The organism is Pseudoalteromonas sp. bablab_jr011 (assembly GCF_016464045.1).
GTDB lineage: Bacteria > Pseudomonadota > Gammaproteobacteria > Enterobacterales > Alteromonadaceae > Pseudoalteromonas > Pseudoalteromonas lipolytica.
In genome coordinates this window covers 21,025-34,307 of record NZ_JACDWU010000295.1, presented here as the reverse complement: position 1 = coordinate 34,307, position 13,283 = coordinate 21,025, and the positions used below count along the sequence as shown (strand labels likewise).

14 protein-coding genes and 1 pseudogene are annotated in these 13,283 nt (G+C 41.3%); 2 read left to right on the top strand and 13 right to left on the bottom strand.

Annotation, left to right across the window (positions count from 1 at the left end; genetic code table 11):
• Positions 1–41: 41 nt before the first annotated feature.
• From dnaX to JIG41_RS18255, 6 genes are all read right to left on the bottom strand, one after another.
• A complete protein-coding gene (dnaX, locus tag JIG41_RS18275; protein WP_075593167.1) occupies positions 42–2,429 on the bottom strand; it encodes a DNA polymerase III subunit gamma/tau in 2,388 nt (795 codons plus the stop codon).
• Between the two features lie 3 nt (positions 2,430–2,432).
• Positions 2,433–2,978, bottom strand: coding sequence for an adenine phosphoribosyltransferase (apt, locus tag JIG41_RS18270; RefSeq protein ID WP_036967559.1), 546 nt, complete (start codon positions 2,976–2,978; stop codon positions 2,433–2,435).
• Between the two features lie 139 nt (positions 2,979–3,117).
• Positions 3,118–3,240 (bottom strand): hypothetical protein, encoded by a 123-nt coding sequence (locus JIG41_RS23125; protein WP_256213662.1) that lies wholly within the window; start codon positions 3,238–3,240, stop codon positions 3,118–3,120.
• Positions 3,241–3,326: 86 nt separating this feature from the next.
• Positions 3,327–4,085 (bottom strand): putative DNA-binding domain-containing protein, encoded by a 759-nt coding sequence (locus JIG41_RS18265; RefSeq protein WP_312000549.1) that lies wholly within the window; start codon positions 4,083–4,085, stop codon positions 3,327–3,329.
• Positions 4,078–4,941 carry a DUF692 domain-containing protein gene (locus JIG41_RS18260; RefSeq protein ID WP_036967556.1) on the bottom strand — a complete coding sequence of 288 codons (864 nt, stop codon included), beginning with the start codon at positions 4,939–4,941 and terminating at the stop codon, positions 4,078–4,080. The genes JIG41_RS18265 and JIG41_RS18260 overlap by 8 nt, the downstream gene beginning before the upstream one ends.
• A 54-nt stretch (positions 4,942–4,995) precedes the next feature.
• Positions 4,996–5,583 carry a hypothetical protein gene (locus JIG41_RS18255; protein WP_065978714.1) on the bottom strand — a complete coding sequence of 196 codons (588 nt, stop codon included), beginning with the start codon at positions 5,581–5,583 and terminating at the stop codon, positions 4,996–4,998.
• A gap of 172 nt (positions 5,584–5,755) precedes the next feature.
• Here JIG41_RS18255 and JIG41_RS18250 point away from each other — a divergent pair, with 172 nt between their 5' ends.
• Complete coding sequence (locus JIG41_RS18250) at positions 5,756–6,733, top strand: tRNA-dihydrouridine synthase (RefSeq protein WP_199525214.1); 978 nt, start codon at positions 5,756–5,758, stop codon at positions 6,731–6,733.
• A 51-nt stretch (positions 6,734–6,784) separates the two neighbouring features.
• The gene (locus tag JIG41_RS18245; protein WP_074989275.1) at positions 6,785–7,120 is read left to right on the top strand and encodes a TraR/DksA C4-type zinc finger protein; all 336 of its coding nucleotides are present in this window, start codon (positions 6,785–6,787) and stop codon (positions 7,118–7,120) included.
• 26 nt (positions 7,121–7,146) lie between these two features.
• Here the strand turns inward: JIG41_RS18245 and JIG41_RS18240 are convergent, their stop codons facing one another.
• The 7 genes and pseudogenes from JIG41_RS18240 to JIG41_RS18210 form a co-directional block, all read right to left on the bottom strand.
• Complete coding sequence (locus JIG41_RS18240; protein WP_199525213.1) at positions 7,147–8,151, bottom strand: hypothetical protein; 1,005 nt, start codon at positions 8,149–8,151, stop codon at positions 7,147–7,149.
• Between the two features lie 56 nt (positions 8,152–8,207).
• Positions 8,208–9,467: a lipopolysaccharide assembly protein LapB gene (locus tag JIG41_RS18235; RefSeq protein WP_199525212.1), complete on the bottom strand. Its 1,260-nt coding sequence runs from the start codon at positions 9,465–9,467 to the stop codon at positions 8,208–8,210.
• Positions 9,468–9,478: 11 nt separating this feature from the next.
• The gene (locus tag JIG41_RS18230) at positions 9,479–10,096 is read right to left on the bottom strand and encodes an energy transducer TonB (protein WP_036967542.1); all 618 of its coding nucleotides are present in this window, start codon (positions 10,094–10,096) and stop codon (positions 9,479–9,481) included.
• Positions 10,096–10,500 (bottom strand): biopolymer transporter ExbD, encoded by a 405-nt coding sequence (locus tag JIG41_RS18225; protein WP_036967540.1) that lies wholly within the window; start codon positions 10,498–10,500, stop codon positions 10,096–10,098. The genes JIG41_RS18230 and JIG41_RS18225 overlap by 1 nt, the downstream gene beginning before the upstream one ends.
• 14 nt (positions 10,501–10,514) lie before the next feature.
• Positions 10,515–11,039 carry a MotA/TolQ/ExbB proton channel family protein gene (locus tag JIG41_RS18220; RefSeq protein ID WP_036967538.1) on the bottom strand — a complete coding sequence of 175 codons (525 nt, stop codon included), beginning with the start codon at positions 11,037–11,039 and terminating at the stop codon, positions 10,515–10,517.
• A pseudogene (locus JIG41_RS18215) lies at positions 11,039–12,405 on the bottom strand (MotA/TolQ/ExbB proton channel family protein). The gene JIG41_RS18220 and the pseudogene JIG41_RS18215 overlap by 1 nt, the downstream one beginning before the upstream one ends.
• Positions 12,406–12,411: 6 nt before the next feature.
• Positions 12,412–13,182, bottom strand: a complete 771-nt coding sequence (locus JIG41_RS18210; RefSeq protein ID WP_036967533.1) for a DUF3450 domain-containing protein — start codon at positions 13,180–13,182, stop codon at positions 12,412–12,414.
• Positions 13,183–13,283: the final 101 nt, after the last annotated feature.

The window sequence follows — 13,283 nt, the reverse complement described above, 5'->3', positions numbered from 1 at the left end:
ACTACTTTAATTGGCATGAAGATAAGGGCTATTGTGTGTAATTACAATGCCTGAATACTGTTTTCGTCGATTATTGCGCTAAATAATTGTTGAAATTGCACAATGTTCTCATCGCTATTTATTACATCTATTGCTTGTTGATGACGGCCTGCATCAATCTTTTGCTGAATCAAATAAGGCGAATCTATCACCCCATCTGCAAAGTCGATATTGAGCTCTACATTATGGCCATAAATCTCGCTTAACGCTGCGTTGAGCTTTTGTCTTAGTACGGCGCTGTCGAGGTGACGTTGTGAAGAGTCGACTTCAATATGAAGCTGACGATCATTCTTTGTGAAAATAGAATGTAGCGCAAATTGACGCATACGCCCACCTAGTCCCATACGTTTTATTAAATAAGCCCATTCATCTTGTTCGTGTGCAAATTTAATACTGCTGATCGGGCTTTCAAAATCATCAGGAACAGGAATACTAGGCTCTTCTGCTACAGGCTCCGGTGCTTTTTGTGGATTAATCTGCTCAAGCAACTCAGGGGCTAAATTTTCTGTTATGGTTTGATGCTTTGCTTTAAAGTCGACTTTTTTTACTTTATGACTGCTCTCCCCCGTCGGCTGGGGGCTTGGCTTTTTTACATCAGCAGCCACTGTTTGCTGCTGAGGTTGAAAATTCGTTGATGCTGAACCATGTTGCGTTGGCTCATGTACTGTCGATTCCGCGGGCTCTGGCTTTATGTCAGTTTGACTTGCAGCACCGCTTAAACGCCCTGCACCAGAAATATTACGATCTTTTAAAATACGTGCAATTGCCGATTGAGCCAAGCTTTGCTGCTGTTGTAATTGCACAGGCGCTGTTTGCTCTGCCTGCGGCAGTGGTTGCACATCTGGCTCGTTAGCAATAAAACCCTGATCATAAGCGCTACTCATCACATCATCATATTGCGCTGCAAGCGATGAGTCCATTTGAGCATCGTAATCATCATAGTATTCTGTCGCTGGCATATCAGGCGTATCGGTACTATTTTGTTGATACAAAGAAGCCGCTGACTGTTTATCAGAACTCCCTGACGTATCAAAAGATTGACTAGGTTGTTGTGACTGCTCAGCTGTATTATCGACTTTTTGTTCAGGTTTTAGGTCAATCTGTGGTGCTGCCGCTTGTGTAACCGTAGGCTCGGCTTTTATTGGCTGTGGCTGCAAAGGTGCTTGGTTTACTGCCGTAGACGTTTGCTCGGATGCTGCTTGTTCACGCTGAGCTGATGATTTTTTTAAGATATCACGTAGTGCACCTGCACCACTTGGTTTCACCTGCTGTTGACTATTTGTCGGTGTTTGGCTTTGCGCAAATTGTGTCGGTTGGAATGCCAACAAACGCAACATGATCATTTCAAACCCTAGTTTTGCATCCGGTGCCCATTGCAAATCTTTTTTACCATTTAACAGCAACTGGTAATACACTTGCATTTGTTGAGCATCGGTTGTTTGTGCAACCTGCTCAATAAAGTCTCGGTTAGTCTCATCAAGTGCAGCGGCACTGGGGACTAATTGCACAAGCTGAATAAGGTGAGTAAGTGCAATTAAATCATCCAATAAGGCGACAAAATTTGGGTTTCGACTGACAACCGCTTTCACTTCGGCCAGAAGTGCATCACCATCTTGGCATAAAACGGCTGCTAACATGGTTTGACTGTAATGTGTATCCATCAAACCAAGCATGGTTTGAACAGCTTGATGATTAATATTACCGTTTGTCTGAGCAATAGCCTGATCGGTTAAGCTTAAGGCGTCTCGCATACTGCCATCGGCGGCTTTAGCAAGGATAGACAACGATTTATCATCAAAGCTTAATTGTTCTTGATTAAGAACATGAGCAAGTTGATCATGAATTTCTGATTGTGATAACGCGTTTAAATTAAACTGTAAACAGCGCGATAGAATTGTCACTGGCAGTTTTTGTGGATCGGTCGTGGCTAATAAAAATTTCACATGCTCTGGCGGCTCTTCCAATGTTTTAAGTAGCGCATTGAAACTGTGCTTTGAAAGCATGTGAACTTCATCGATAAGGTAAACCTTATAACGACCTCGCGTTGGTGCATATTGCACGTTATCAAGGATTTCACGGGTGTCTTCTACCTTGGTACGCGATGCAGCATCGATTTCTAATAAATCAATATAGCGACCCGCTTCAATGTCGGTACAGCTTGAGCATTGACCACAAGGTTCTGCAGAAATTCCTTTATCGCAGTTTAGACTTTTAGCAAATATACGTGCGATGGTTGTTTTACCCACCCCACGGGTTCCAGTAAAGAGATAAGCATGATGAAGTCTGTTTTGTGTTAATGCATTCACTAACGCTTGCTTAACATGAGACTGTCCCACTAACTCGTGAAAGGTTTGTGGTCGCCATTTCCTTGCTAGAACCTGATAACTCATTAATTATTCGCCTTCGAATTCAACCAACTTTAGAATTTTAATGCCCATTTGTGCAACACGCTGCTCTCCACCAAGCTCTGGTAATGAAACAACGAAAGCAGCATCGGTTGCATGACCACCTAATTTAGCAACAAGTTTAGCCGTTGCTTCAATTGTGCCGCCTGTCGCGAGTAGGTCATCTACTAATAACACTTTATCACCTGCAACGATAGCATCAGTATGAAGTTCAAGTGTATCTTCACCATACTCTAATTGGTAATTTTGCGAAATGACTTCACGCGGAAGCTTGCCTGGTTTACGCACAGGAATAAACGGAATACCCAGCGCATAAGATAGGGGTGCACCAAAAATAAAGCCACGTGATTCTGTACCAATGATTTTAGTAAATCCTTGATCTTTGTACGCAGAAATAAAGCTATCAATTGTTGCTTTAAAAGCGTCTGCGTTTGCCATTAAGGTTGTTACGTCACGAAACATAATACCTGGCTTAGGGTAATCAGCGATAGTTGCAATGCTCTGTTTAATGAGCGCTGAAGTTGCTTGAGTCATAATTTATACTGCTCAATAGTTAATATAACAAAGCTTGCGAGTATAACATCGCCTTATTTAAAAGTCGGTAGCAAGTTTTGAAATAAGCACAAAAAAGGCTGCATAATGCAGCCTGATGTCTTAAATTTGCATACGCATATTAAGATAAAGCGGTGATCCAGCCTAGGATAGCGTTAAGGCAACCAATACCAGCAAACACTGCTAGGAACGCAATAAAATACGTTGCGTTGAACGGATCTTTAAAGTCTTTATCATTCGACATAATTACTACCTTTCTATTAAGCACGATAAAACAAAGCGCACATAATAGTCGAAGTGCTTACATCAATAAAGCGTTTATGCTGTTTTTTAAGGTGCTCGCTGAGTGACAATGACGCCTCGTTCAGCCATTGAACTCAGTGTACTTAATGCTCCTTGATACAGCTGTTCTAATGTAAATTGTGGAGCATGTTTTGCAACCTGCTGACATACCTCAGCTAAATCAATACCGGGTTGTGATTCGATAATACTTAACAATAAAGCGGTCATTGCATTTGTTGAGAGAAATTGTACCTCATCGTTGTTATCGCGATACACAACAAAATAATAGGGTTCGCTGGCAGGCACTGTAGGTTGATGATCCTGACTGATTGTATGTACTGGGTAAAGATAACTTAAATTACGAGCCAAACTGGTTAAATATAAACCTGCACGCGCAACTTGGTTAGCTTCTAAATTTATTTCATGACTACCTTGATGTGACACCGATACATCGAGTTCAACCCATTCATAATGGGCTAATTCGAGCATAAATGGCGGATCGTTTTTTTGCTTTGTGTAGCTGCCAGCAAGAAACTGTAAAAACTCTCCTGCAATGTCTAAAAAAAACGGGGAACTGCAATCATGTTTACTAAAAAACTGCCGCACTCTTTGTTGCCAATCATCTTCTTTATAAAAACTTTTTAAAACAGGAAATGCTGAACTTACAAAACCATCAACATTATTGAAAAATAAGTCACGATAAATCGCCATTCGTCGCTCTTCAACATCAGCTGGTTTTGCGTTGTGAGCAGGATCACGGATATGCGCCATAAATTGCTGTTGGACTTCAATAAAATGACTAGGCACTTTGTTTCACCGTTGGTTGATTTGTTTTTAAAGCTGCTCGTTGTAAGTTATTAATAATTGCCAGCTCAGCAAGAAGCTCATTCATTGGCGGTATATTAAAGTCACGCTCAAGCAGTGTTGGAAACACACCGTGCACATCATACGCCTTTTCTAGCAGCTGCCAAACAGGGTCTATAACGGGTGAGCCATGCGTGTCGACTAATAAATCCTCAGCTTCAGTATAATGCCCAGCAACATGTCCATACGCTATTCGATGGCTAGGCAAGCCCATTAAAAAATGCGTTGCATCGTAGCCATGATTTATTGAGTTTACATAGATATTATTAACATCGAGTAAGAGCTGGCAATCGGCTTCTTCAAGTATCGCTTTTGTGAATTCAAGCTCCGTCATTTCTTGGCCTGGAGCCGCATAGTACGACACATTTTCGATAGCGATAGTCTGCTCTAAAATATCTTGAACCTGTTTAATACGTGAAACAACATGTTTAATAGCTTCTTCAGTAAAAGGAATTGGCATTAAATCATACATATGACCCTCTCCCGAACAATAGCTTAAATGTTCACTAAACAAGCGTATGTTATGCTCTTTAAAAAAGGCTTTTAATGATTTTACAAACTCGACATCCAGCGCGGCGGGTGAGCCGATTGATAACGATAAACCATGACAAATAAATGCATGTTGCTCTGTAAGTTGCTTAAACTGTTTAGCAAAACGACCGCCTAGCTTCAACCAGTTTTCTGGTGCCACTTCTAAGAAATCAATTGGCTTTGGGACATCTGCGAGCATATCATCAAGCATTTCACGTCGAAGTCCTAAACCAATTTGGCCAAAATCCAAGGTCGATTCAAATGACATATCATCTCCTACTAAAAAGGGCCTAAATGGCCCTTTTACTCGCTAAGTAAAAGCTTAGTGGTTTGAACCACACTTACCTTCACCACATTTACCTTCTTTAGCAGCTTTTTTAGATTCCTTTTTGTCAGCGCCACATTTACCTTCGCCACACTTGCCTTCTTTGGCTGCTTTTTTAGATGTCATTTTGTCAGCGCCGCATTTTCCTTCACCGCACTTGCCTTCTTTGGCTGCTTTTTTAGATGCCATTTTGTCAGCGCCGCATTTTCCTTCACCGCACTTGCCTTCTTTGGCTGCTTTTTTAGATGCCATTTTGTCAGCGCCGCACTTACCTTCGCCACACTTACCTTCTTTGGCTGCTTTTTTGTCAGCGCCGCATTTACCTTCGCCGCACTTACCTTCTTTTTCAGCCTTTTTCTCGGCACCGCATTTACCTTCGCCGCATTTGCCTTCTTTTTCTGCCTTTTTCTCGGCACCGCATTTACCTTCGCCACATTTGCCTTCAGCAGCATCAAGCTGGTAACCCGCTTGCATTTGTTGGAACTCAAATGGGTTTGCATTTACATCTGTGGCTACAAAGCTTGATGCACCCACAACAACGGCGCCTAATGTTAATGCAATTGAGTTTTTCTTAACTGTGTTCATACGATGACTCTCTTTTTTATAAGGTATATTAAACAAGACCCGACGATTAAAAATTAATTTCATATTTATGCAATTATTTTAGTAAATCGCCCTACAAAGCAAATTACGATTTATCAAGTTGCTAATTGCAGGTAAAATACGCGTCCAATTTTTCATTAAGTTTAATGGTATTATGCAACTAGTTTTAGCACCAATGGAAGGCGTTGTCGATTTTAAAATGAGACAGCTTCTTACTGACATAGGTGGGTTTGATTTATGCGTGACTGAATTTGTGCGTGTTGTTGATGCAACACTTCCAGAACGTGTATTTCATCGCTACTGCCCTGAATTAAAAACAGATGGCTACACCCGTGCTGGAACACCAGTGAGAATTCAGCTACTTGGCCAAGTTGCAGATGCATTAGCTGAAAATGCTGTAAAGGCGATTAGCTTAGGCTCACACGGTATTGACCTAAATTTTGGTTGCCCCGCAAAAACGGTCAATAAAAGTAAAGGCGGCGCAGTACTATTGAAAGATCCGGAGCATATGTACGACATCATTAAAACGGTTCGCGATGCTGTAGATAGCAAACATCAAGTAAGCGCTAAAATTAGACTGGGTTTTGATGATGATAGTAATAGCCAAGAAATCGTTGACGCGGTAGTCAGCGCGGGTGCATCTAGCCTCGCTATCCATGCAAGAACAAAACGTGATGGCTACAACCCTCCTGCATACTGGGAAAAAATCCCGCCATTAATTAAAAATAAAGATATTGCTGTAGTGGCTAATGGTGAAATATGGCAAGTCGAAGACGCAATGCTGTGCCAAATTCGTAGTCAATGTCAAAACTTAATGCTTGGCAGAGGCGCCTTGGCAATGCCAGATCTCGCAATTCAAATTAAAGCGCATGTAAACAATGAAACATATACTCCACTGCAATGGGAACATGTTATTTACCACATTATTCACTCATCAATGCACCAAGACGAGAGTAAGTGTGAAAAATATTTTGCTTCTCGCACCAAGCAGTGGCTTGGTTATCTGAAACGCCAATACCCACAAGCACATACACTTTTTGATGAAATTAGACGTTTAAAAGCGAAAGATGACGTTGCAAATGTACTAATAAAGTATGCCAAAGCGCCTAGTTTTGATGCAAATCATAACTAATGGATCGCTTTTGTTGGATAATTAAAGTATTGCCCACTTGGAACAAACGCGATGAACAATACTGAAATCCAAACAAAGCTATCTGCGGAACTGGCGCAGGTTAGACAACGTTTACTTGATATGTTGGCTAGTTCTAATCAAGGTCACCATCAGCAACTACTCTCGCAACTTAAGGATAACCCGCCTTCTGTTTGGTTAGAAATGACAGCGAATAATCTCGGACCCGAATTTCAAATATTGATATCTCGGTTAGAAAAACTCGAAGCAGCACTGTGCCAAATTGATATTGGTCAATATGGGTATTGCTGTGACTGTGAGGAAAAAATTGATAATGAGCGTTTAATTGCAGACCCTGCAAGCCAACGCTGCCGACACTGCGCTCCTTAAAGCGCAGTGTTGAATAGATAACCTAGTTAACGCGCAAAAATAAAGCTCATTGCAGGATAAAGTACAATATCTTCGATTAGCCAATCAGCCTGCTGCTGATTAACACTTAAACGCTTCATTAAATTTACACGTGCTTGTTGCTCATTCCAAGTGTGATAATGAATCCCTAAATCGGTTTCCATCATTACAGACCAAAAGTATTGTTCATTTTGATTCAATTGACGTTTACTTTGTTTGACATCAATGAAATCTAATTGCCAGTCAAGCCCAGCATGTAAATCGCCGTCCTCTAAATACTGCAACACGAGTGGCTTGTTATGTGATGAAAAAACAGGTAATGACAAATCGACTGTGGGCTTTTCTTTTAGTAAGTGCTGAATCTCACTTAACCAAGACAAGGGTGGCTTTGTTGTATTGGCAAAATAATTAAGTTTACTTTGATACCAATCCTTACCATTCGCAAGCCCAACTAACCCCAGTTTTGTTCGAGGCTTGTATTGCGCTAAATATTGATTAAGCTTCGTTAGTGCCATCACGACATTTTCATTATTATTATCGAGGTGAGATATCACCATACTGCGTAACAACTTTAGCTCAAGCTTATTAAGCCTTAAATTACTTTGCTCAGCCTCTATGAGTTTTGTTTCTACTCGCTCTATCCACTTGCCGAGCGCTTCCGGTGTGTAATCATCTTGCTTTATAGCATTACTTATCACATCACGCTGTACGGGCCATACAAAAAATCGTTCTGGATATCGCTGCGCAATAATTAAATAATTTAACTGCGCTTGCTGTGAATCACTCAACTCAACATTTGCTAAGCCTTGGTAAGCAAGATGACGAGCCTGTAAGTACGCTTCAGAAAATGGCCAATATGTTTTGCCACCATTATCTAGCTGGGTTGATAAAAGATTATTTATATTGCCAATTTGCTGTTGTCCTTCGGTATACGTGCTAAAGCGATCACTTTGCTCACTGCAAGCAGATAACATGACACTGACTAATAACAACAAAACGATCTGTCTTATCATAATAAAATTCCATAAAAAAAGCCCCAGAGGGGCTTTTTATTTTAAAACAACATCAATTAGATTTTTACACCGTTGCGAGCGGCTTTATCTTTGATGTAGGTCGACCAGCTCTTCGCAAATTTGCGCGTGCGCGGATCATCCATTGCTTTTGTAATAGCAGCATACGCTTGCTTATACTTTTCTTGGTAGTAATAAGCTTCAGCTAAGTCTGTATAGATAGATCCCGTTTTATCAGAACCTAACTCTAATGCCTTGTTCAAACGAACAACGGCTGCACCATAATTTTGCGATTGTAAAAGTAATGAACCTGCTTTGCGATAAAGCTCTGCATCGTCATCAAATTTAGCCGCTTCTTCATAGTACTTAGCTGCTTTCTCAATATCTTTTGAGCGGTGATAGTTAGATGCCACTGCACTGATATTTTGCTTGTTACGTTTAACTTTATCGTCGTTAATTGCCTTTTCAAGCACAACAGCTGCTTTGTAAGGAATTTCGTTTAACGAGTAAAAGTTAGAAAGTACTTTGTATTCAACTTCGTTTTCAAAATAGCCATTTCTATAGGCAACTTCCATGGTCGCTAGACCTTTCTTGAAGTCTTCAGTTTGAAGGTAGTATTTACCTAAACCAACCCAGGCTTTTTTGTCTTCAGGCCAAACACGAACAATCTCTTCCGCTACTTCTACCATGTTTTTGTACTGTTTAAGTTCAAAATAGGCAGCTAGCTTTAATTGGTAAGAAGCTTTTGCAGGTTCTTTAGCCAATTTGATTGCTTTGTCTGCTGCAGGAAGAACGTCTTTATACTGTTTTAACTCATAGTTTGCTTGCGCAATACGAGTGTAAACTTTGTCGTCTTCCTCACCTGTGAAGTCCATCCAAGCATAATACGCGTCTTTTGCTTTTGCGTATTGCTCAGTACCCGCGTACATGTCACCTAATAGTTTTAAGCCTTGCTCTTGATCAGCAAAGTTTAATACATCAGGTTTCACCGCCGCTGCGACATGCTTAATAGCCAGTTTGTACTGCTCTTTTTGAGCGTACATTTGACCTAGGTAGCGATCAACAGTTGCCTTATCAAACTCATCCGATGGATCAATTTCTTTAAGTAATGCAATCGCTTCATCAAGCTTCTCTTCATTGTACAGGTCGAATGCTTTAATAACTTTCTTACCAACGCGCTCACCCATTACTTTAGTTTTTGCTTTTTTACGCGCTTCAATCTTCGCGTAATCTGGCGCTGCTAAAGCAGGTGCAGTGAAAACCACACCTGAAAGAGTCATAAGAAGCGCAAGTGCTGTTACTTTAGATAAATTTCTCATTACTCGCCTCCTTAGTTGCCTTGGTTAAGTTTAAAGTCTAGTTGTACTTGAAGACCAAATTGTTTTTGTGGTTTACCATCGATGATTTTCGGACGGTATTTCCACTTACGAAGTGCACGTTTAGCTTCGCGGTCAAAGATACGTTTTGGATCAGCGTCGATCACTTCAACATCTTCTACACCACCTACTTCATTGATAGTAAATGAAAGTTGAACCCAACCTTCTTTACCGTCACGCGCTGCTTGCGTAGGGTATTTTGGTTCAATACGAACGATAGGTGTCGCATCACCATCACGTCCAAATGCACCTGGACCACTTAGGCCTCCAGCTGTGCCACCCACATCGATGCTTGGCATATTAAATGACAAACCACCAGTGTTAGGGTTGCTGTTTTCCGGCTGAGGCGGCTGCGGCTTAGGCGGCTGCTTTGGCGGTGGCGGAGGCGGAGGCGGAACACGCTTCCTCTCCTGCACCTTAGATTCAGGCGGATTCGTCATAATTTCGACTACAATCTGTTCTTTTTGTTCAGTCGCACGATCAGCTCCACCGGAGATGAGGTACGCCATGAAGTAGAACAAGCCGAAAGTAACTGCCCCACCTGCAATCAGTGAAAACAGAAAACGAATCATTACTGATCTCCAGCTATTGAAATTTTAAGGTTATCACCCGTCGCTTTGATCTGGTCCATAACTTTAACTACTACGCCGTGTTTTGCTTCTTTATCAGCTTGCAAAATTACAACTTCAGTAGGTTGTTCTGCTAATAAACTTTCAAGTTTAGCTGAAACACGTTCAACGTCTACTTGTTGTTTATCAATCCAGATCGCACCGTCAGCACGAATAGCAACAAAAATATTTGCATTTTTTTGCTTCGTAGCTTGGGCTGCCTTAGGTTTATTGACTTCGATACCAGCCTCTTTAACGAACGATGTAGTTACGATAAAGAAAATAAGCATGATAAATACGATGTCAAGCATTGGCGTCATGTCAACCGCTGCTTCTTCTTCTTCACGAAAACGTTGTTTACGTGCCATATTTAATTCTCTCTCTAGTGATGAGGCATGCTATCTACAAGTTTAGCTTTCGCCATTCTTGCTCTCGCTTCAAGGCGTGAGCTGAAGAATACTCCAGATAGTGCCGCAACCATTCCAGCCATTGTTGGGATTGTTGCCATTGAAATACCTGATGCCATTAAACGTGCGTTACCAGTACCTTGAGTAGCCATGGTTTCAAAAACCGCGATCATACCCGTTACAGTACCTAATAAACCGATTAAAGGACAAATAGCTACCAATGTCTTAATCAACAACATACGCTGATCTAATTTTTCAGACGCTTCAGAAATCCATGCTTCACGGATTCTGTGTGCGTACCAAGACGTAGTGTCTTGGCGGGCATCCCACTGAGCTACAATATCCTTCGTCATACGAGGAAACTCAGCTAGTAGGAACCAATAGCGCTCAATCATTAAAACCCACATAAGAAAGAGTGCTATCGCGACCACGTATAAAACCTGGCCGCCTGTGCCAACAAAATCCCTGATAGATTCCCAGATCTCCATCAGGACTAGCATTAGGCTTTCTCCTTCTCCGCGTGAGCTGCGATGATACCAGCGCTTTGCTCATCAAGGACATGTAAAACCGACTTACTACGACCAGCAACAATTGAGTGAAGTAGGATAAGTGGTAGAGCTGCAATTAGACCTAACGCTGTAGTTACAAGTGCTAGAGAGATATTACCAGCCATGATCTTCGGATCGCCCGTACCGAACAATGTGATTGTTTGGAACGTAAGAATCATACCGATTACCGTACCTAGTAGACCAAGTAATGGTGCGATTGCTGCCAAGATTTTGATGATGTTGATACCAGCTTCGATGCGAGGCGTTTCACGTAGGATAGCTTCGTCAAGTTTAAGCTCAAGGTTTTCAACGTCTTGATTCTTGTTGTCAGCATAAACCTTAAGAATACGACCCAGTGGGTTGTTTGTATTCGGAGTAGAAAGGTTTTTAAGCTGGCTCTTAATCTTAGTGCTAGTAAGCGCAAGATCAACGAAACGTACTACGAAGATTAGTAGACCAACAAGTAATAATACTGTGATGATATAACCAACTTCAGCACCTTGCTCATAGTATTCCATTAACGATTTCTTCTGCGTGTATTGATACGTAAGATCGCGCCACGAGTCGGGTCGATGTATACGCCAGCATAGTTGTCAGCAGATGTATTTTCTAAATCGCTAATACCCGCTAGGATGTAGCTATCAGGTTGCTTACCTAGAGGTTGGATTGCTTTCGTTTCTGGAGAGTAAATTAAATAACCATCATCAGTTACTAAGTTAAAGTTACCGATACGCGTTACTTTTTTCACAGAAGATGAACCGTCAAGACCAGCAACTTCAGTTTCAAATGTTGAAACTTTTGCAGACTCAGTCATTTCAGTTTGAAGTGAAATCCAAAGCTCTTCTAATTCACGAACTGTTGGAAGTTCTTTCGCTGCAGCTAATGAGCGAAGTACTTCAGCACGTCCTGGCTTTTCAGCAGAAACAAGTGATGCTTCGATTGAACCGATTGCATCAGCTGCTGCACGACGTACAACACCGAACATCTCACCTAACGTACCTTGTGCATTTAAAAGAGCTTGCTCTTTCTCAGCTAAAGTATTTTCGTTTTGAGCATATTCTTTAGCTAAACGGTCACCACGCGCTTTTTCAGCAGCTAGGTCACTTTTCGCTTTGTTAAGTAACGCTTGCTTGTCAGCGCGAGCTGAAAGGAACTCTTGTTCACGTTGCTTATTTAATTTACCTTCAGAGATACGTTCTTGCTTAACTTGCTCAAGAATTTTGTCTAAAGCATCAGTGTTTGCATGTGCATTAAGCGCGGTACCTGCAGAAACAGATAGTACTGCTGCAACAGCAAAACCTTTAAATAGTTTCTTCATTATTGATTACTCCGCGCCAAAGATTGGTAGTTTAACAAGTTCTAATGTCGCTTGTTTACGCGCCATACGAATAACTTCTTTAACAGGTTTTAGGTATTCTTCACCTAATTCTTTCCACTGTTTAGTGTTGTTATCCCATACCCACGCATGCTTAAGGTCAAAAGACTGAGCTACGTAAGTAATACGACCTAAACGACCGAAGTCAACGTTGATGCTCTTACCATCGATCTCAAGAGTACCTTGAGCAGCAGTTACAGCTGAGCTGTACGCAGTTTCAACAGTGTAAGCTTCAAGAACTTGGCGGAATTTTTCAGATGTAGTAACTGATGCTGACGCCATGATGTCACGAAGTCTTTCAACACGTGCTAGACGGTTTTCAAGATTAAACGGAACGTCCGCTTTGATGAATTGCTCAAGCGTATCGATCATGCGATACATCAAAGGCACAACGTTTTGTTTCGTGTTATCGATTGTTGCGATTTGACGGTCAAACGATTCGATAGAAGCGTTTTGGTCAGCGACCAAACGTGCTACGTGATCGTTATAAACCTTCATTAGCTCAGTTTCATCAACAACGCTACGGTACTCAGCGATTAGCTCTTGAGTTTGACCATATACATTGTCAATTTTAGTTTGAGACTTAACAGCAGCCTTTTGAATTTGTTGACCTGCATCTTGCACATCTTTCAAAGGATCTGCAATCACATTGCTGCTTGCAAATGCAAAAGCGCCAACCAACGCAGATGCTACAAGACTCTTTCTGATTTTAACAGACATAGTTCCCAACCAATTAAGTAATGTTACTTTTATAATTTAATTATCCTCCGAAGAGGACAACCCTGATATCTTTTAATAGATATCAACCCTCCAATAATGCT

Coding starts and splice junctions, on each gene's coding strand:
- JIG41_RS18225 (WP_036967540.1), bottom strand. CDS start 10,500: ATGGCACGTAAACAACGTTTTCGTGAAGAAGAAGAAGCAGCGGTTGAC.
- dnaX (WP_075593167.1), bottom strand. CDS start 2,429: ATGAGTTATCAGGTTCTAGCAAGGAAATGGCGACCACAAACCTTTCAC.
- JIG41_RS18245 (WP_074989275.1), top strand. CDS start 6,785: ATGAACAATACTGAAATCCAAACAAAGCTATCTGCGGAACTGGCGCAG.
- apt (WP_036967559.1), bottom strand. CDS start 2,978: ATGACTCAAGCAACTTCAGCGCTCATTAAACAGAGCATTGCAACTATC.
- JIG41_RS18235 (WP_199525212.1), bottom strand. CDS start 9,467: ATGAGAAATTTATCTAAAGTAACAGCACTTGCGCTTCTTATGACTCTT.
- JIG41_RS18250 (WP_199525214.1), top strand. CDS start 5,756: ATGCAACTAGTTTTAGCACCAATGGAAGGCGTTGTCGATTTTAAAATG.
- JIG41_RS18220 (WP_036967538.1), bottom strand. CDS start 11,039: ATGCTAGTCCTGATGGAGATCTGGGAATCTATCAGGGATTTTGTTGGC.
- JIG41_RS18210 (WP_036967533.1), bottom strand. CDS start 13,182: ATGTCTGTTAAAATCAGAAAGAGTCTTGTAGCATCTGCGTTGGTTGGC.
- JIG41_RS18230 (WP_036967542.1), bottom strand. CDS start 10,096: ATGATTCGTTTTCTGTTTTCACTGATTGCAGGTGGGGCAGTTACTTTC.
- JIG41_RS23125 (WP_256213662.1), bottom strand. CDS start 3,240: ATGTCGAATGATAAAGACTTTAAAGATCCGTTCAACGCAACGTATTTT.
- JIG41_RS18260 (WP_036967556.1), bottom strand. CDS start 4,941: ATGTCATTTGAATCGACCTTGGATTTTGGCCAAATTGGTTTAGGACTT.
- JIG41_RS18240 (WP_199525213.1), bottom strand. CDS start 8,151: ATGATAAGACAGATCGTTTTGTTGTTATTAGTCAGTGTCATGTTATCT.
- JIG41_RS18255 (WP_065978714.1), bottom strand. CDS start 5,583: ATGAACACAGTTAAGAAAAACTCAATTGCATTAACATTAGGCGCCGTT.